This window comes from Kaistella haifensis DSM 19056, from assembly GCF_000735695.2.
Lineage (GTDB): Bacteria > Bacteroidota > Bacteroidia > Flavobacteriales > Weeksellaceae > Kaistella > Kaistella haifensis.
On sequence record NZ_JASZ02000009.1, the window covers coordinates 37,652 to 55,241 of the forward strand.

Annotated in this window: 16 protein-coding genes; 11 read left to right on the top strand and 5 right to left on the bottom strand. The window is 36.7% G+C overall.

The window, feature by feature from the left end:
- Position 1: 1 nt before the first annotated feature.
- The 3 genes from AP75_RS05780 to AP75_RS14530 form a co-directional block, all read right to left on the bottom strand.
- On the bottom strand, positions 2-370 hold the full coding sequence (locus AP75_RS05780; RefSeq protein WP_051872737.1) for a DUF4296 domain-containing protein: 369 nt from the start codon (positions 368-370) through the stop codon (positions 2-4).
- The gene (locus AP75_RS05785; protein WP_088263818.1) at positions 367-1,083 is read right to left on the bottom strand and encodes a polyprenol monophosphomannose synthase; all 717 of its coding nucleotides are present in this window, start codon (positions 1,081-1,083) and stop codon (positions 367-369) included. The genes AP75_RS05780 and AP75_RS05785 overlap by 4 nt, the downstream gene beginning before the upstream one ends.
- Positions 1,084-1,292: 209 nt before the next feature.
- Positions 1,293-1,466: a hypothetical protein gene (locus tag AP75_RS14530; protein ID WP_221404532.1), complete on the bottom strand. Its 174-nt coding sequence runs from the start codon at positions 1,464-1,466 to the stop codon at positions 1,293-1,295.
- 417 nt (positions 1,467-1,883) lie between these two features.
- Here AP75_RS14530 and AP75_RS05795 point away from each other — a divergent pair, with 417 nt between their 5' ends.
- The 3 genes from AP75_RS05795 (at position 1,884) to AP75_RS05805 (ending at position 5,145) form a co-directional block, all read left to right on the top strand.
- Positions 1,884-2,624 (top strand): uroporphyrinogen-III synthase, encoded by a 741-nt coding sequence (locus AP75_RS05795; RefSeq protein ID WP_088263822.1) that lies wholly within the window; start codon positions 1,884-1,886, stop codon positions 2,622-2,624.
- Between the two features lie 123 nt (positions 2,625-2,747).
- On the top strand, positions 2,748-4,802 hold the full coding sequence (locus AP75_RS05800) for a S9 family peptidase (RefSeq protein ID WP_031503562.1): 2,055 nt from the start codon (positions 2,748-2,750) through the stop codon (positions 4,800-4,802).
- Positions 4,792-5,145, top strand: coding sequence for a hypothetical protein (locus tag AP75_RS05805; RefSeq protein ID WP_088263824.1), 354 nt, complete (start codon positions 4,792-4,794; stop codon positions 5,143-5,145). The genes AP75_RS05800 and AP75_RS05805 overlap by 11 nt, the downstream gene beginning before the upstream one ends.
- Before the next feature lie 13 nt (positions 5,146-5,158).
- Here the strand turns inward: AP75_RS05805 and AP75_RS05810 are convergent, their stop codons facing one another.
- A complete protein-coding gene (locus AP75_RS05810; protein WP_088263826.1) occupies positions 5,159-5,659 on the bottom strand; it encodes an SRPBCC family protein in 501 nt (166 codons plus the stop codon).
- Positions 5,660-5,847: 188 nt separating this feature from the next.
- Here AP75_RS05810 and AP75_RS05815 point away from each other — a divergent pair, with 188 nt between their 5' ends.
- Together AP75_RS05815 and AP75_RS05820 are read left to right on the top strand one after the other, a co-directional pair.
- A complete protein-coding gene (locus AP75_RS05815) occupies positions 5,848-7,395 on the top strand; it encodes a sensor histidine kinase (RefSeq protein WP_088263828.1) in 1,548 nt (515 codons plus the stop codon).
- 71 nt (positions 7,396-7,466) lie between these two features.
- Positions 7,467-8,153 carry a response regulator transcription factor gene (locus AP75_RS05820; protein ID WP_031503565.1) on the top strand — a complete coding sequence of 229 codons (687 nt, stop codon included), beginning with the start codon at positions 7,467-7,469 and terminating at the stop codon, positions 8,151-8,153.
- A gap of 71 nt (positions 8,154-8,224) precedes the next feature.
- Here AP75_RS05820 and AP75_RS05825 read toward each other — a convergent pair whose 3' ends face one another.
- A complete protein-coding gene (locus AP75_RS05825; RefSeq protein WP_031503567.1) occupies positions 8,225-8,752 on the bottom strand; it encodes an SPOR domain-containing protein in 528 nt (175 codons plus the stop codon).
- Positions 8,753-8,939: 187 nt separating this feature from the next.
- On the opposite strand from AP75_RS05825, the gene AP75_RS05830 reads away from it, so the two are divergent.
- The 6 genes from AP75_RS05830 to AP75_RS05855 are packed head-to-tail and all read left to right on the top strand — an operon-like array spanning position 8,940 to position 17,369.
- A complete protein-coding gene (locus AP75_RS05830; protein ID WP_031503569.1) occupies positions 8,940-10,301 on the top strand; it encodes a c-type cytochrome in 1,362 nt (453 codons plus the stop codon).
- A 21-nt stretch (positions 10,302-10,322) separates the two neighbouring features.
- Positions 10,323-13,418: a TAT-variant-translocated molybdopterin oxidoreductase gene (locus AP75_RS05835; RefSeq protein ID WP_088263830.1), complete on the top strand. Its 3,096-nt coding sequence runs from the start codon at positions 10,323-10,325 to the stop codon at positions 13,416-13,418.
- Positions 13,419-13,438: 20 nt separating this feature from the next.
- On the top strand, positions 13,439-14,836 hold the full coding sequence (nrfD, locus tag AP75_RS05840) for an NrfD/PsrC family molybdoenzyme membrane anchor subunit (protein ID WP_031501878.1): 1,398 nt from the start codon (positions 13,439-13,441) through the stop codon (positions 14,834-14,836).
- A complete protein-coding gene (locus AP75_RS05845) occupies positions 14,823-15,344 on the top strand; it encodes a DUF3341 domain-containing protein (protein ID WP_088263832.1) in 522 nt (173 codons plus the stop codon). The genes nrfD and AP75_RS05845 overlap by 14 nt, the downstream gene beginning before the upstream one ends.
- Positions 15,337-16,023, top strand: a complete 687-nt coding sequence (locus AP75_RS05850; RefSeq protein WP_031501879.1) for a c-type cytochrome — start codon at positions 15,337-15,339, stop codon at positions 16,021-16,023. Before AP75_RS05845 ends, AP75_RS05850 begins: the two co-directional genes overlap by 8 nt.
- Positions 16,024-16,037: 14 nt before the next feature.
- On the top strand, positions 16,038-17,369 hold the full coding sequence (locus AP75_RS05855; RefSeq protein ID WP_088263834.1) for a quinol:cytochrome C oxidoreductase: 1,332 nt from the start codon (positions 16,038-16,040) through the stop codon (positions 17,367-17,369).
- Positions 17,370-17,590: the final 221 nt, after the last annotated feature.

Genomic DNA, 17,590 nt, shown 5'->3' on the forward strand with positions numbered 1-17,590 from the left:
ATTATCTTGCAAACGCGGGTACGTTTTTATTTTCTTTTAATTTCTTTTCAATATAATCTTTCGCTGCAGGATCTTTTTCCAAAACAATTTCTTGTGCATTGTTGAGGATTTTTTCCATATCTCCTGTCGCGGTATAAAATTTATAACTTTCGACAAAATCGGTTGCCGTAATATTCTTTTGTTTAAGGGTAAATCGCGTTAAATTTTCGATATTGGTTTGCGGGAAGAAGTTGCTCATCTGATCATTGATGGCAAATTCAGCAATAATTTCTGACATTTTATCTTTCTCGATTAGGTTTTTCGGAGGATCGATTAGTTCCGAGCAACTCGCCAATAAAAAGGTAAAGATGATAAAAAACCAATTTTTCATAATTTCCCGATGATTGATTTCCATTTTAGATTTAAAACACCAAAAACAGCTTCATGGATGATTCCGCCATTCATTTTGCTTTCGCCTAATTCCCGGTTGGTAAAAATTATCGGCACTTCCACAATTCTGAACCCTTTTTTGTAGGCACGAAATTTCATTTCGATCTGAAAGCCGTAACCTTTAAGTTTAATGTTGTCTAGTCCGATTTCTTCCAACACTTTTCTCGAAAAGCACACAAACCCGGCAGTGGTATCATGAATCGGAATTCCGAGAATTGCGCGAACATATTTCGATGCGAAATAGGACAAAAGAACCCTTCCCATCGGCCAGTTCACCACATTAACTCCTTTGGAATAGCGCGAACCAATGCTCATGTCTGCATTTTTACACGCTTCAAAAAGTTTACTCAGATCTTTTGGATTATGCGAAAAATCGGCATCCATTTCAAAAATATAATCATATTGGTTTTGTAGCGCCCACCGGAAACCGTGGATGTACGCTTTTCCCAAACCGTCTTTGGTTTTCCTAACGCTGAGATGAAGAATATGCGGATAAATTTTTTGTAAATTTCTTACAATATCTGCTGTTCCGTCGGGCGAAGAATCATCAACAATAAGGATGTGGAAGTCCTCTTCCAATACAAAAACTGCTGAAATTATATTTTCAATATTTTCCTTCTCGTTATAAGTAGGAATAATGACGAGTTTCTTCATCCTTGAAATTAATTTGCAAAGATAAACTTTTCCTGCTTCTTTTTTTAAGGATTTCTTTTTGGAGGAATTTTTTTGAGATTTTATTTGTAGAGGAATTCAGTGAATTATTTCTTTTTATATTCTTATTTTTGCAAAAAAAATAATCAATTGATTAGAATTGCACAGCATAATGATTGGGTCGTATGGATTCTTGTGGGCTGTATTTTCCTTTATATATTCATGCTGGTTTCGTTGCGCAGGGATTCTGGCGTATTGGAATTTCTTATGCAGAAATTTCCCGATTCTACAAATAATTTCCTAAGCTGGATGATAATTAGTGTGGTTTTTTGCGTCACTTTATCGGTTTTGGTTTCTCCGTATTTGCCGGCTGTTCCAAATACCATTAGCGCTCTGCAAATTGGAGGCTATGAATTGAACAAGTTTGGCTATACTTTCTTGGCAATTAGTGCATTTTATTTCATGAAAAACGCTTTAAGTTATCTGTTTTTTGCTGGGACGGGATCGGTGAAGAAATGGGAAGTGTTTTATTTTACCGTTTCCAAATTCTATTTTTCTTTTTCGTTGATAATCATGATTTTGTGTGTGATTAGCAATTTTTATATAGTGGATCGTGCAGAAATGTTTAATATTTGTGTAGTAGGACTGGCCGCAATTTTTTTATTTAAATTAAGCTATTATCTCTTTCACAGCAGTCGGATACTTCCCGAAAGATGGTATTATAAAATTTTGTATATTTGCACCCTCCAAATTGTACCCGTTTTGGTACTCTGGAAGGTATTGTTTTTTTAATTATTTTGATGATGAAAATTAAATCTATATTAGTTTCGCAACCTGCACCGAATGAATCTTCTCCATATTTAGAGATGGCCAGAAAGGAAAAAATCAAGATAGATTTCAGGCCTTTTATTCATGTAGAAGGGGTAGATGCAAAGGAACTTAGAACACAAAAAATTGATTTGGCACAATTTACAGGGATTATTTTCACCAGCAAAAATGCCGTTGACAATTATTTTCGCCTTGCAGAGGAAATGCGCTTCGCGGTTCCCGATTCCATGAGGTATATTTGCCAATCTGAAGCGATTGCAAACTACCTTCAAAAGCATATCGTGTACCGAAAAAGAAAAATTTCTTTTGGTGAAAAAACTTTCGCCGATTTAATGCCTTTATTCAAAAAATTCCCAACAGAAAAATATTTGTTACCTGCCGCAGAAAGCATCAGTCTGGATATTTTGAAAGTATTGGAAGCTGCTCCGATTGATTGGACCAAAGCAACCATGTACAGAACTGTTTCCAGTGATTTGAGTGACATTAATATTAAAGATTACGACATGTTGGTTTTCTTTAGTCCACAAGGAATTAGATCGTTAGGTTCTAATTTCAAAGATTTTAAACAAGAAGATACCAAAATCGCAGTTTTCGGAAACACCACAGAAATGGCCGCAAAAGAAGCCGGATTGAGAGTGGATGTGATGGCGCCAAGCAAAGAAACTCCATCAATGACAATGGCAATTGAAAAATATGTAAGAAGTATGAATAAGTAATTCATCTTCAGTTTGAGATATAAAACCGTCTTTTTCTACGAATAAGATGGTTTTTATTTTTTATAAATCATAACTTTATCGGCTTTTTTTAATGAAAAAATCCGACGTAATTTTTACAACAATATGAATGCTCCTAAAGCAAAAAAAATAGAAAAACTTCTCGAAATTCACGGTGACAGAAGGCTAGATCCCTATTTCTGGATGAACGAAAGAGAAAATCCCGAGGTGCTGAAATACCTCGAAGAAGAAAATGCATACTGCGACGAAATCATGAAAGATACCGAAGATTTTCAGCAATTGCTTTTCGACGAAATGAAAGCTAGATACAAAGAAGACGACGAAAGTTTGCCTTATTTTTTCAATGAATACTGGTATTTGGTACGCTACGAAAAAGGGAAGGAATATCCGATTTTCAGCAGAAAATTCCAGACTTTGGAAAATGAAGAGGAAATCCTCATTGATGTAAATATTTTAGCAGCAGGCGAAAAATTTTTCGAAGTAGGAAGCGTTGCAGTTTCTCCTGATAACAAATTGATTTCTTATTCAACCGACAATCTCGGACGACGAATCTATACCATTAATTTTAAAAATCTAGAAACCGGAGAAGTTTTCCAAGATCAGATTTTCAATACCACCGGAAAAGTAGTTTGGGCAAATGATAATCAGCATGTTTTCTACATTAGAAAAGACGAAAGCTTGCGCGCTTTTCAGGTTTTCAGGCATCAGTTGGGAACCCAATCGGAAGATGATGTTCTGATTTTTCATGAAAAAGATGAAACTTTTGATGTTAATGTCTTTAAAACCAAATCTTTAGAATATATTTTCATCTCAAGTTCCAGTACAATTTCCGATGAGATGCGTTTTATTCCGGCTGATAATGTTTTCGTAGATTGGACAATTATTCAACCAAGGATCGAGGATTTGGAATATTCCGTTGAGCATTATCAAGATGAATTTTACATCATTACCAATGCAGATGACGCCTTGAATTTTAAAATCGTAAAAACCAAGGTTTCCCAGCCAGGAATTGAAAATTGGGTAGAAGTAATTCCACATCGAAAAGAAACATTGCTCGAGGGTTTCGAAATCTTCAAAGATTATTTGGTGCTTGAAGAAAGAACTGAAGGTTTGCTTCATATCAAAATCATCGATAACCACAGTGGAAATTCGCATTATTTGCAGTTTTCAGACCCAACTTATACCGCCTATATTGGGCTGAATTTAGAGTTTAATACCCAAAAGCTGAGATTTGGTTACACCTCGCTTACCAAACCCAATTCAACTTCAGAATATGATATGAAGGAAAAAACTACTAAAATCTTGAAAGAACAAGAGGTTTTAGGTGGAAAATTCTTCACGGAAAATTATATTTCTGAAAGAATTTGGGCTCCGTCGAGAGATGGAAAAAATAAGATTCCAATTTCTTTGGTTTATCATAAAAACACACCGAAATCAGCAGAAGCACCTTTGCTTTTGTACGGTTACGGAAGTTACGGGCATACCGTAGACGCAAGTTTTTCGAACGTAAGATTGTCGATTCTCGATCGCGGATTTATTTATGCAATTGCGCACATTCGAGGTGGTGAGTATTTGGGAAGAGAGTGGTATGAAGAAGGAAAAATGCTTAACAAAAAGAATACTTTTTTTGATTTTATTGATGCCGGAAAATATTTGATTTCGGAAAACTATACTTCTGAAAAACATCTTTATGCGATGGGCGGAAGTGCGGGCGGACTTTTGATGGGCGCTGTGATCAATTATGAGCCGCAACTTTTCAACGGGATTGTGGCGCAAGTTCCTTTTGTAGACGTGGTTACGACAATGCTCGATGAAACAATTCCTTTGACCACAGGTGAATTTGACGAATGGGGAAATCCTAAAATAAAAAAATATTACGATTACATGAAATCGTATTCGCCATACGATAATGTGGAAGCTAAAAATTATCCAAATATGTTGATTACCACAGGGTTGCATGATTCGCAAGTGCAATATTGGGAACCAGCAAAATGGACCGCAAAACTTCGTGAGCTGAAAACAGATTCGAATATTTTGGTTTTCAAAACCGATATGAGTGCTGGTCACGGTGGAGCTTCAGGAAGATTTGAATCTTTAAAAGAAGACGCGCTAGAATATGCATTTTTATTAAAATTAGAAAATAAAATTGATGGAAAATAAATCTGAAAACCAACTTTGGGAAGAAGTAGAACAATTTTTTGTTGAAAATTTCGATACCGATAAACATCCGCAAATTGATACGATATTGTTTTTAATTGGCGTGCAGGAACTCGGGAGCGGACAGCAGAAATATACGAAAGATGATAAGGTAAATATTCTACATATCGCAGTTTGCCGACTTTTGGAACCATTTGGATATTATCGTTTTTCACATTACGACGATGATGGTTATCCGCATTTTGATGAGGTAGAAAACCTGCCGGAATTGAAACCGAATGAACAACAGATTTTGATGAAAAAAGCAATCATTCAGTATTTTATTGACGAAGAATTATTCAAATAACAAAAAGATCGGTTTATGGCCGATTTTTTCCGTTAATTATTTCTGCTAATTGATTTAAAGCCATTTTAAAACCTTCTTCAAAACCCATTTCGAGAATTGTTTTCATATCATTTTCGGAATTAAAATGAATATTGATGGTGAGTTTGGTGCCTTCTTCAACGCCTGTAAAACCAATCAGCCAATTCACAGAAGGGATTTCCGAAGTTGGATTTCCGTTTTCATCAGCAAAAAAATCAATCCACGAAATACTTCTAGGCGCATTGATTTCCTCGTATATTACTCCGGCGCGATGCCGCTCATTATCTGGGCCTACCATTGCGTAATTCCATTTTCCACCTTCACGAAAATCGAGATTTGAAGTTTCGCAACGCCATGGTTTTGGTGCCCACCATTGATCAAGTAATTCTGCTTTGGTGAAATAATCCCAAACGAGAGCTGGTTTGTTTTGGTAAATCGCCATCACGAAAACTGTAGCCGCATCAAAATCTTTATTAAAAACAATATCGGGTTTCATAAATGTAGTTTTAACAAATTTAATTCTTTATTTGATATGTTGTGGGTTTCCAAAATATTTTAATGTGTATTTAGCAGGAATTTGTTAAAAAAAAGAATTTTAAGAAACTTCCAATAATATTTTTAACTTTTTTGTGTTATATTAATCTTAAAATCAGTAATTTTAACAATTCAAATTAAAATTTAAAAATGAACAATAAGTTTATTCCATTTATTTCTGTATTGATGACGATTTCAATGATTGTTTTCGTCACGTTACAATTATATTGGATAAAAGAGCTGTATTCCGCGCTGAACCAGGATTTTTCGAACAAAGTGTATTCTGCACTCGAAACTACTGCGCTCAAAACCCAGCAATTGGAAGTCGATAAATACCTAAACCAGGATTATAAAAATTTCGCCAAGAATGTGGTTGATAGCAGCAATCAGCCGACGCAAACTTATATTCAGCAAAATTCCGATTCCGCGAACAGACAAACCATTACTTTTCAGAAAAGTATCGTTGAAAACCAAAAATTTCCGATTTCTCAGAAAGGTGATAGTCTAAAACTTACCAAATTATACACCGACGAAGGGATTTTGAAAATTAAAAAAGAAGGAAATTCTTCGGAACCACTTACTGCACAACTTAGCAAGGACATCAATAATAATACTTATGCACTGAAAGAATTTGCGAAACTAAGTGCTTCGAATCTTCCGATTGAGAAAAGAGTGGACGTCAAAACTTTGGATTCTGTTTTGGATAACGAGCTGAAATTGAACGGTTTAAAAACGAAAGTTGGCTTTGCAGTGATGGATAAGAAGAACAATATCACCAAAGTTGTTAATGATATTTATAAAGCTGGAAAAGATGAAAGCGATTATACCTATCCGCTTTTTACCGATAGCGAAGATAGGACGCTTTATACTTTGGCTCTCGTATTTCCAGATAAAAAATATTCACTTGCAAAGACTAATTTGCCGATGCTTCTTGGGACGATCATGTCTTTGCTTACGATTTTGGGGATTTATATTATTTCCATTAATTACATGATGAAGCAGAAGAAAATTGCGGAAGTGAAAACCGATTTCATTAATAATATGTCGCATGAGTTCAAAACGCCTTTGGCGACGATTTCGGTTGCGACAGATTCTTTGGCGAACGATAAAATTGCGACCAATCCGGAGAAAGTGAAGTATTATTCCGGCTTAATCAAACAAGAAAATTTGAGGATGAAAAAACAGGTGGAAAACGTTCTCAATATGTCGAAACTAGAAAGAAATGAGGTGAAACTTTTCTTGAAGGAAACCGATGTAAGAGCTTTGATTAAAGAAATTACCGAATCTTTCGGATTGATCGTAGCGCAGCGAAATGGTACGCTCACCCAAGAATTCAATACGGATCGCTATAAATTTAAAATTGATGAGTTTCATATTTCCAATGCGTTAGTGAATTTGCTTGATAACGCTAATAAATATTCGCCGGAAGCACCAGAAATAAAAGTGAGGACTCGAAATGAAGGTAATTGGTATGTTGTGGAGATTTCCGATAAAGGAATGGGAATGGAAACCGACAACAAAACCAGAATTTTCGAGAAATTCTTCCGCGAAGAAACCGGAAATATTCACAATGTAAAAGGACAAGGTTTAGGACTTTCCTACGTGAAAAAGATCATAGAATTGCACAAAGGACAAATAATTGTAGATTCTCAGAAAGGAAAGGGAAGTACTTTTACCATAAAATTGCCAATGAGCTAATTGAAAATTAACAAAAAATAAAATAAGATTTGGAAAACAATCTTATCACACAAAATTTAAATAAATAAATTATGAGCAACAGAATCTTATTAGTAGAAGACGACCAAAGTTTTGGTGCTGTTTTAAAAGATTATTTAACCATAAATAATTTCGAAGTTACCCTTGCAACAGATGGTGAACAAGGTTTGAAAGAATTCACGGAAAACGAATTTGATATTTGTATTTTCGATGTGATGATGCCAAAAAAAGACGGTTTCAGTTTAGCTGAAGACGTTAAAAGAATTGATAAAAACACCCCAATTATCTTCCTCACTGCGAGAAATATGCGCGAAGATATCTTGAAAGGTTATCAACTCGGAGCCGATGATTATATCACCAAACCATTTGATACAGAGCTTTTGTTGTATAAAATTAAAGCGATATTGCAAAGAAGTGCAGTTTTGGAAGATGAAGAGCAAGAACAATTTAAAATTTCCAATATTTTCTTCGATTCGATGCTTCGTCAGTTGAGAGTTGGCGATAATGAGTATAAACTTTCGCCCAAAGAAAACGAATTGCTGAAATTGCTATGCTTGCATCGAAACGATTTCATGCCGAGAGATTTGGCGCTTAGGAAAATCTGGAAAAAAGAAAACTATTTCACCGCGAGAAGTATGGATGTGTATATCGCAAAACTTCGAAAATTATTGAAAGATGATGACGGTTTGGAAATTATCAACGTTCACGGCGAAGGTTTCCGACTGTTGGTGAAAAACTAAAATTGAAATTCGATTTAAATAAAAAAGCTCAGAAAATTTTCTGAGCTTTTTTGATTTTAAAAATGTGAAAATTATTTTGCTTCAACGCAGAAAACTCGATACTGAACAGCAATTGCACCTTTGAAATAGTTTTTAATTCTCGCTAAATCGCCTGCAGCGCTTTGCTTGGAAATATAGCTGCCTGCCATCACTTTATAATTTGGTCGTAGCGAAGCATCGATTTCTACTTTCATGTTAGGAAATCTTCTGCGGAAATACATCCCAACTTCGCGGGCTTCTTCGTTGCTTTTTACTACTGCAAGTTGAATTTTATACCCCATAATTCTTGGGTTTCTTCTGCAAATTTCAGCACGGGAAAGTTCTTTTTCCGGTACGGTAATCTTTGGTGTAGATGTTCTGGGAGTGTTATCTGAAGAGGAATTTGCAATTGTGGTAGCGCATTTATTCTCCATCGTTGTAAGTAGATCATCCACTTTTTTGTCCATACTTATGGTAAGTGGTGTTCCGGAAATGGTATCGTTTTTCACAACTTGCTGGGCGTCAATCTGATTCATCATCACGAAAGAAAACGCGGTGAAAATTTTAAGGATATATTTCATCAAAAAATTATTTTTCGCAAATTTATAACAAATAAAAATCATACCAACATTTGTTATTTAGAATTAATACAAATTAAGTAAAAACGGCAATTGCTCTTTCTTCCAGCGTTAATTTTCTGTTAAAAGTCTTATTTTTGCGCTATTGAAAAGTAAACTCAAAATATTTTACTAACCCAAGATTTTATAAATGATTAGTTGGAGAAAGCATTACAAAAGGGGTCTTATCGCAATAGGTCTATTGCTGTCGACCAGTGCTTCTATTTACGCTCAAGGAGATGCTAAGAACGGTGAAAAGCTTTTTAAAGCGAACTGTACCGCGTGTCACGCATTGGACAAACAAATGGTTGGGCCTGCATTAGGCGGCGTAGTAGACAGACTTAAAAAAGAGCAAAATCTAGACACGGATTGGCTTCACAAATGGATTAAAGACAATAAAGCTTTGAGAGCTTCTGGCGATAAATATGCCAATGAAGTTTACGAAAAGTTTAATAAAACGGAAATGCTTGCGTTTCCTGCTCTTTCCGATCAGGATATTAATGATATTTTAGAGTATACCACCAATCCGCCGGCGCCAGAACCTGCAGCGGATGCAGCGTCTACTGCTGGAACGGATTCTATGGCGGCTTTGGAAGCGGCAGAAAAAGAATCGGCTAATTCTAAAATTATCTTAATTTCTTTATTTGCAATCGGTGGTCTTTTGTTATGGTTGCTATTTAAATTAAGACAACTTGTAAAACTTCAGCAATCCGAAGAATTAGCAGGACTTAATGAAACTAGAGCTACTTCATTTGCTGATATGTACAAGAGATATCACTATGTAGGCAAAGGAATATTGGTGGTTCTCGGAGTATTAGCTGCTTATGGAATTTGGAACTGGATGATGTGGATCGGAGTTTATAAAGGGTATAAGCCGGAGCAACCAATTTACTTCTCGCACAAGATTCACGCGGGTGAAAATAAAATTGACTGTCAACTTTGTCACTCCTCTGCGAAATATGGTAAAGTTTCCGAAATCCCATCTATGAACGTTTGTATGAACTGTCACCGAACTATTTCTGAGTATAACGGAAAATATATGGAGCCAGGAAAAGACAAAGCTTTCTATGACGGCGAAATCAAGAAAATTTATGCAGCAACAGGTTGGGATCCTGAAAAACAACAATACACAGGCAAAACACAGCCAGTAGAGTGGACTAGAATTCACAATATGCCTGATTTCGTGTACTTCAATCACTCTCAACACGTAGTAGCAGGTGAGCAAGCGATTATCAATTCTTTCAACAAAAAGAATCCTGATGCTAAGATTGATGTTGTCTGTAAAGCTTGTCATGGTCAAATTGATACCATGAATGTTGTGCAAATGGCGAATGATTTTACAATGGGTTGGTGTATCGAATGTCACAGAACAACAGAAGTTGATATGAACAACGGTTATAATAAAGAGTACTTCAAAAATCTACACGAAAAACTGAAAAAACAATATGGTTCAGGTGCGAAGATTACGGTAGATGCAATTGGAGGTCTTGAGTGTGGTAAATGTCATTATTAATAACAAAAATTAGAAGTATCAATGGCTTCAAATAAAATACAATTCAGAAGTATTCACGAACTGAAAGATCCAAGCTTAAATGCTAAGCTGGCTCAAAAAGAATTTCAGAACGAAATTCCGGTGGATGAGTTATTGGGAGATGGTCAATCGAATGAATCTGGAACTTCAAGAAGAGATTTCCTAAAGCTTTTAGGATTTTCCACAGCAGCGGTTACTTTAGCAGCTTGTGAAGCTCCGGTTCTTAAAACAATTCCTTACGTGGTAAAACCCCACGAAATTATCCCAGGAATTCCTAATTATTACGCATCAACTTATTTCGACGGATACGATTTTGCTAGCGTTTTAGTAAAAACCAGAGAAGGTAGACCAATCAAAATAGAACCAAATCCTTTAGCTAAAGAATTGGGTAAAACCAGTGCTAGAGCTCAAGCAGCTGTACTTTCACTTTATGATAATGATAAAGTAAAGCAGCCCAAATTGGATGGAAAAGACGATACCTTCAACAATGTTGACGATTTCGTTCTAAAAGGTTTGGCAGATGCGCAAGCTGGAGGTAAGAAAATCGTGGTTTTATCTCATTCTTACGCATCACCAACTTTCAAAAAATTATTTGCAGACTTTAAAGCTAAATATCCAACAGCGGAATTAGTTACTTACGATGCAATCCCTCATACTGCAGCTTTAGATGCTGCTCAGGAAGTTTTCGGACAAAGAGCATTGCCGGTTTATGACCTTGCAAAAGCTCAGTTGGTTGTTTCTTTCCAAGCTGATTTCTTAGGCGATTATAACGGAGGTTCATTAGAAACTTCTTATGCTGCTGCTAGAAAACCAGGTCCAGATATGTTGAGACACATTCAAGTGGAATCCAACATGTCTTTAACGGGGGCAAATGCTGATACTAGAATTAAATTGAAACCAAGTGCTGTAAACAAAGTTCTTGTAGAAGTTTACAATGGTTTAAATGGAGGCGCGACAAGCAAAGAAGCAGCTGAAATCGTGAAAGAATTGCAAGCAAAAGGCAGCAACGCTGTTGTTTTTGCTGATGGTTCGAAAGCGGCTCATGTTTTAGCACATTTGATCAACCAAAAATTGGGATCTACTGCTTTCACAGGGAAAGCTAGTTTCTTAAAAGAATTTGATGCGTTAAGATATCAAGAGTTTTTATCTTGGATGAATGCAGGTCAAGTTGGTGTATTGATTACCAACAATGTTAACCCAATTTATTCAAACAATAAAGGGGAAGATTTCAAAAAATTAATAGCAAAAGTACCTTGTGTAGTTGCTGTTGCAGATAAGAAAAATGAAATGTACAAAGCAGCGAAAGCTGTTATCCCGGTTGCCAATTGGTTGGAATCTTGGGGAGATATGACTCCACAAACCGGAGTTTATACTTTGATGCAGCCAACCATTCAGAAAATTTATAAGTCAAGACAGATTGAAGAATCTCTTTTGGTTTGGATGAATGGTAAAAATAGCGCAGCGAATAACTATTATGACTATTTGAAAGCTAATGCAGCTTCCTATATCGGTGGAACTACTTTCAACAAAGCTCTTTATAACGGAGTTTTAGAAGGTGGAATTGCTACCACACTTTCTTATGCCGGCGGAAATGCTGCTCAAGCAGTAGCTCAATTGTCTGGTTTCAAAGCGTCTGATTTGGAATTGGTTCTTTATACCAAAACTTCTATCGGTGATGGTACACAAGCCAATAACCCATGGTTGCAGGAAATGCCAGATCCAATTACCAGACTTTCTTGGGATAATTACTTAACTGTTTCTCCTAAAGATGCTGAAAAATTAGGACTTAATAATGATCTAAATGCAAGAATGCAGCTAGACGGATCCGTGGTAAATCTTACGGTAAACGGCGTTACCATCAAGAATGTACCGGTATTTATTCAGCCGGGACAAGCGGAAGGATCTATGGGATTGGCGTTAGGTTATGGTAAAAAAGGTTCAGGTAAAGTAGCAGAAACTGGTGTTAATGCATATCCTTTGTTTGATGGTTCGAACTCGGTTTTATCCAATGTAAAAATTGAAAAAACAGGTGACGAGCATGAATTTGCAGGAATGCAGCTTCAAAATACTTTGATGGGTCGTTACGAAATCGCAAGAGAAGTTCCTCTGGATACTTTCCTTAATGTGAAATTCGACGATGAAAAATTAGGTTGGAACAAGCCTTTAGAATATCATACCATTGGTGGTGCTTTACCAGCTGGAAAAATCGACCTTTGGGATGCATTCGATGATACTGATGGACCACATTTTAACCTATCTGTAGATTTAAATTCATGTACAGGATGTGGAGCTTGTGTAATCGCTTGTCAAGCGGAAAATAACGTTCCAGTTGTAGGTAAAGAGGAAGTAAGAATGTCCAGAGATATGTTCTGGTTGAGAATTGACCGTTATTATTCTACTTCGGTTCCTGCGGAAATTGATAAAAATAAAGATAGCAAACTGTCTCAGGAAGAAGCTATCTCTGCTGATCTTAATGTTCCTGGTATGTATGGTCACGTTTTCGATAAAGAAAGCGGAATCCTAAACCACCCAGCGGATAATCCTGATGTGATCTTCCAACCGGTAATGTGTCAGCACTGTAATCATGCTCCTTGTGAAACAGTTTGTCCAGTAGCGGCTACTTCTCACGGGAAACAAGGTCAAAACCAAATGGCTTATAACAGATGTATCGGTACAAGATATTGTGCGAACAACTGTCCTTATAAAGTAAGAAGATTCAACTGGTTTACTTATAACCTTAATGATAAATTCGACTTCAATCAAAATAATGATTTAGGAAGAATGGTTCTAAACCCAGATGTTGTGGTAAGAACAAGAGGGGTAATGGAAAAATGTTCAATGTGTATCCAAATGACACAGAACACCATCCTAGAAGCGAAGAAAGAGGGTAGAAAAGTAAAGGATGGCGAATTCTCTACTGCTTGTGTGAATGCTTGTTCTACAGGAGCGATGAAGTTTGGGGATATGAATGACAAAACTTCAGAAGTAAGAGCATTATACAGCACAAACAGAAGATACACCTTGCTGGAAGAAATTGGTACAAAACCAAACGTTTTCTACCATACCAAAGTGAGAAACAGAAAAGAAAACAATGTTTAAAAATAATAAATAGGTAAAAAATGTCAGGACATTACGAAGCTCCGATAAGGGAACCTTTAATTATTGGTCACAAAACTTATCACGATATTACAGAAGATATCGCAAGACCTATCGAAGAAAGAGCCGGAAAACTTTGGTGGATTTCATTTTGGATTGCTTTAACGCTATTCATCTATGGATTTGGCTGTATCGCCTACACCATTGGTACCGGTATCGGTTCATGGGGACTCAACAGAACCAACAACTGGGGTTGGGATATTACCAACTTCGTATGGTGGGTAGGTATCGGGCACGCAGGAACCCTAATTTCTGCCGTTCTCTTATTATTTAGACAAAGATGGAGAATGTCAGTAAACCGTTCTGCTGAAGCGATGACGATTTTCGCCGTGGTACAAGCAGCACTTTTCCCTGTAATCCACATGGGTAGAGTTTGGGTAGGTTATTGGGTATTCCCTTTGCCAAACCAGTTTGGTTCACTTTGGACTAACTTCAACTCACCGTTACTTTGGGACGTATTTGCAATATCAACTTATTTCTCTGTATCTACCGTATTCTGGTTTATGGGATTAATCCCTGACTTTGCGATGATCAGAGACCGTGCTAAAACTCCTTGGACGAAAAGAATCTATACATTCTTAGCATTCGGATGGGGTGGTAAAGCAAAACACTGGCAACGTTTCGAAGAATTATCTTTGGTATTGGCTGGTTTAGCTACACCATTGGTATTCTCGGTACACACCACGGTATCCTTTGACTTTGCTACTTCGGTAATTAAAGGTTGGCATTCTACCATCTATCCTCCGTATTTCGTTGCGGGAGCAATTTTCTCAGGATTTGCAATGGTACAAACCTTATTGCTTGTTGCAAGAAAAGTTTGTCACTTGGAAGATTATATCACCAAGTACCACATTGAGATTATGAACATCGTAATCATCGTAACAGGTGGAATGGTAACTGTAGCTTATGCAACCGAGTATTTCATAGGATGGTATTCAGGATCAAGATACGAGGATTTTACTTATCTTTCTCCTGGAGCAGCTACAGGTCCTTATTGGTGGGCATTCTGGTCGCTAATTATCTGTAACCTTGTAGTTCCTGCAGCATTCTGGTTCAAAAGAGTACGAACCAACATCTTTGCAACATTTATTATTGCTTTGATTATCAATATCGGGATGTGGTTTGAAAGATTTGATATTATCGTTATCAACATTTCAAGAGATTATTTACCAAGTTCATGGACCATGTTTAAACCAACCATCATTGATGTAGGAGTATTCCTTGGAACGATAGGATTTTTCGGAGTGTTATTTTTATTGTACGCCAGAACTTTCCCTGTAATTGCACAGGCTGAATTAAAGTCTATTTTGAAAATATCTGGTGAAACTTATAAAGCAAAAGAAGAAGATGAGCACCACTAAAAGAATATTTGGAATATATGCAGACGACGATGATTTAATGAACGGCGTACATGCATTCAACGACAAAGGAATTAAAATAGACGAAGTCTATACTCCGTTTCCGGTTCACGGGCTTGATAAAGCCTTAGGTCTTAGAAAAACCAGAATTTCCGATGCTGCTTTTCTTTATGCAGTATATGGAGTTACTATCGGTAGCTTGGTTACATGGTACACTATGAATCACGACTGGCCACAAAACATTGGTGGTAAACCAGCTTTCGATTGGGCGCACAACATGCCTGCATTTGTGGTTCCGATGTTTGAATTAATGGTATTCTGTGCAGCTCACATGATGTCGCTTACTTTCTTGGTAAGAAACAAAATGTACCCAGGATGTCCTCCTCAAAACCCGGATCCTAGAACTACCGATGATAAATTCATGATGGAATTTGTTACAGATAATGTGGATGCTGTAAAGCAAATCCTGATTGATACCGGTGTTGAAGAAATAACTGTAAAAGATGCTTAAAATGACAAAGAATATTATAAAAATTACAGCTATCTTAGGATTTGCAGCAATTTCCTTAAGTTCTTGCAGTAAAGAAAATCCGCCTTTAGTGTATTTTCCGGATATGTACTATCCTGTAGCTTATGATCCTTTGATGAAAGCTGAAGATGCATATTCAACTCATGAGAATGAGATTCCTGCTTTCGTTAAAAATAATGGGGCTACTGGCTTAGGACCTGTAAATGGTACTGTTGTTCATGATAAAGATGGAGTTGCAGATGTTGCTGCTAATGATAGAATGACTCCTGATCAATATAATGCTGGTTACGATGAGTCTAAAACCATTACAACTTCTCCACTTAATCCTGCTAACCAAGCAGCTGATATAGAAAGAGGAAAAGGTTTGTACGACAAAACTTGTTCAGCTTGTCATGGTACAGGAGGAGACGGACAAGGTCCAATAGTAGTAAGTGGAGCTTATTCTGGTGTTCCTAATTATGCGGACAGAGAAATGACGGTAGGATCTGTACATTATGTTTTAACCAATGGTAGAAACGCAATGGGTTCTTATGCAGGGCAACTTACACCGGGTGACCGTTGGAGAGTCGCAATGTATGTAATGAGTGCATTCAAAGGCGGAATTGCTCCCGCAACTCCTGTCGTTGCTTCAGCAAGTGTAACAACTATTCCTCAAAAATAAAAAAGTATTAAAAAATGTATAGTTTTTCACCTAAATTAAGATTATATTCAATCATATTTATCGCTCTGGGATTAGTGCTTTTTGGTGCAGGTTATTTTATGAATAAATCATTAAGCCCTGAAAAGATAGAACACATGATGGAAGCGGTACATGCCGGAGGAAATCATGCACCTACTCATTCCAGCGAAATGGTTGGTCCACAAGATCACGAAGCTCATTTGGAACATGCGACCTTGCAAGTTCACAATCAGCCATTGGCGGCTATTCACACAGTTGCTGTGTTTTTATTTGCTTTAAGCTGTTGTGCATTGTTCTTTTATTGTATCCAGAATGTGGCACACGCAGGTTGGTCTATCATCATTCTAAGAGTTATGGAGGCGATTGCTTCTTATATTCCTTATGGTGGTGCAATCCTATTGATCATTATGATTTTGAATGTCACTCACCAAGGGCATCTCTTTCACTGGATGGATCCCGAATTGACAGAACCAGGAAATGTTCACTTCGACGCTATTCTTTTTGAAAAGAAGATTTTCCTTAATATTCCTTTCTACGCGATCAGAACGATTATTTATGTAGTTGGAGCCTCATTCTTCGCTTGGAAACTGAAATCTCTTTCAAAAAAAGTTGACGAAACCAAAAGTAGAAAAGTCTATGCAAGCTATTACAGCTGGAGTGTTGGTTACATCGCATTCTTTGGTTTTGCTTCTGCAGCATGGGCTTGGGATTGGTTGATGTCAATCGACCCGCACTGGTATTCTACAATGTATATTTGGTACGCGATGGTAAGCTGTCTTTCGTCTTCTATCGCTGCTATTATTCTGATCAGTGTTTATTTAAAGAAAAAAGGATTTTTACCTCAGTTCAATGATAATCACTTACACGATTTAGGAGTTTTCCTTTTCGCTACCAGTATGCTTTGGACTTATACTTGGTTCGCTCAATTCATGCTGTATTGGTATGCTAACGTTCCGGAAGAGGTTAACTATTTCTTCGGAAGATTCAAATATTATTCTCCAACATTTTTACCAATGTTGATTATCAACTTCCTTATTCCACTTTTGGTATTAGTAAGTTCTAGCATTAAGAGAAATTATACGGTGGTTACTGTAATGGCGGTAGTTGTACTTTGTGGACATTGGTTAGATTATTTTAATATGGTGATGCCGGGAACGGTAGGCCCTTATTGGAAAACTCCTGAAGTTCTATTGTTGAATTTAGGATCAGTACTATTCGGAGTAGGTTTATTCATCTTTGTGGTAATGACAGCGCTTTCTAAGCTGAAATTACTTCCGGAAGGTAACCCATTCCTTAAAGAGTCTAAAATTTACGAATACCCTTTCTAATTAAGGTATTCCAATATACAAAAGTCCTGGTAATTCGATTATCAGGACTTTATTCTTAATGTTAAACTCTTTAAATTCGACGAAGAGTCTTTTTAATTCAATCTTGAACCTTTTTTACTCAATGTTGAGTTGTTTTAATTCAAAGAAGAATCTTTTTAACTCAAAGATGAATCTTTTTAATTCAAAGTTGAGTTGTTTTAAATCAATCAAGAATATTTTTA

Coding starts and splice junctions, on each gene's coding strand:
- AP75_RS05780 (WP_051872737.1), bottom strand. CDS start 370: ATGAAAAATTGGTTTTTTATCATCTTTACCTTTTTATTGGCGAGTTGC.
- AP75_RS05785 (WP_088263818.1), bottom strand. CDS start 1,083: ATGAAGAAACTCGTCATTATTCCTACTTATAACGAGAAGGAAAATATT.
- AP75_RS14530 (WP_221404532.1), bottom strand. CDS start 1,466: ATGGTATTTGGAACAGCCGGCAAATACGGAGAAACCAAAACCGATAAA.
- AP75_RS05795 (WP_088263822.1), top strand. CDS start 1,884: ATGAAAATTAAATCTATATTAGTTTCGCAACCTGCACCGAATGAATCT.
- AP75_RS05800 (WP_031503562.1), top strand. CDS start 2,748: ATGAATGCTCCTAAAGCAAAAAAAATAGAAAAACTTCTCGAAATTCAC.
- AP75_RS05805 (WP_088263824.1), top strand. CDS start 4,792: ATGGAAAATAAATCTGAAAACCAACTTTGGGAAGAAGTAGAACAATTT.
- AP75_RS05810 (WP_088263826.1), bottom strand. CDS start 5,659: ATGAAACCCGATATTGTTTTTAATAAAGATTTTGATGCGGCTACAGTT.
- AP75_RS05815 (WP_088263828.1), top strand. CDS start 5,848: ATGAACAATAAGTTTATTCCATTTATTTCTGTATTGATGACGATTTCA.
- AP75_RS05820 (WP_031503565.1), top strand. CDS start 7,467: ATGAGCAACAGAATCTTATTAGTAGAAGACGACCAAAGTTTTGGTGCT.
- AP75_RS05825 (WP_031503567.1), bottom strand. CDS start 8,752: ATGAAATATATCCTTAAAATTTTCACCGCGTTTTCTTTCGTGATGATG.
- AP75_RS05830 (WP_031503569.1), top strand. CDS start 8,940: ATGATTAGTTGGAGAAAGCATTACAAAAGGGGTCTTATCGCAATAGGT.
- AP75_RS05835 (WP_088263830.1), top strand. CDS start 10,323: ATGGCTTCAAATAAAATACAATTCAGAAGTATTCACGAACTGAAAGAT.
- nrfD (WP_031501878.1), top strand. CDS start 13,439: ATGTCAGGACATTACGAAGCTCCGATAAGGGAACCTTTAATTATTGGT.
- AP75_RS05845 (WP_088263832.1), top strand. CDS start 14,823: ATGAGCACCACTAAAAGAATATTTGGAATATATGCAGACGACGATGAT.
- AP75_RS05850 (WP_031501879.1), top strand. CDS start 15,337: ATGCTTAAAATGACAAAGAATATTATAAAAATTACAGCTATCTTAGGA.
- AP75_RS05855 (WP_088263834.1), top strand. CDS start 16,038: ATGTATAGTTTTTCACCTAAATTAAGATTATATTCAATCATATTTATC.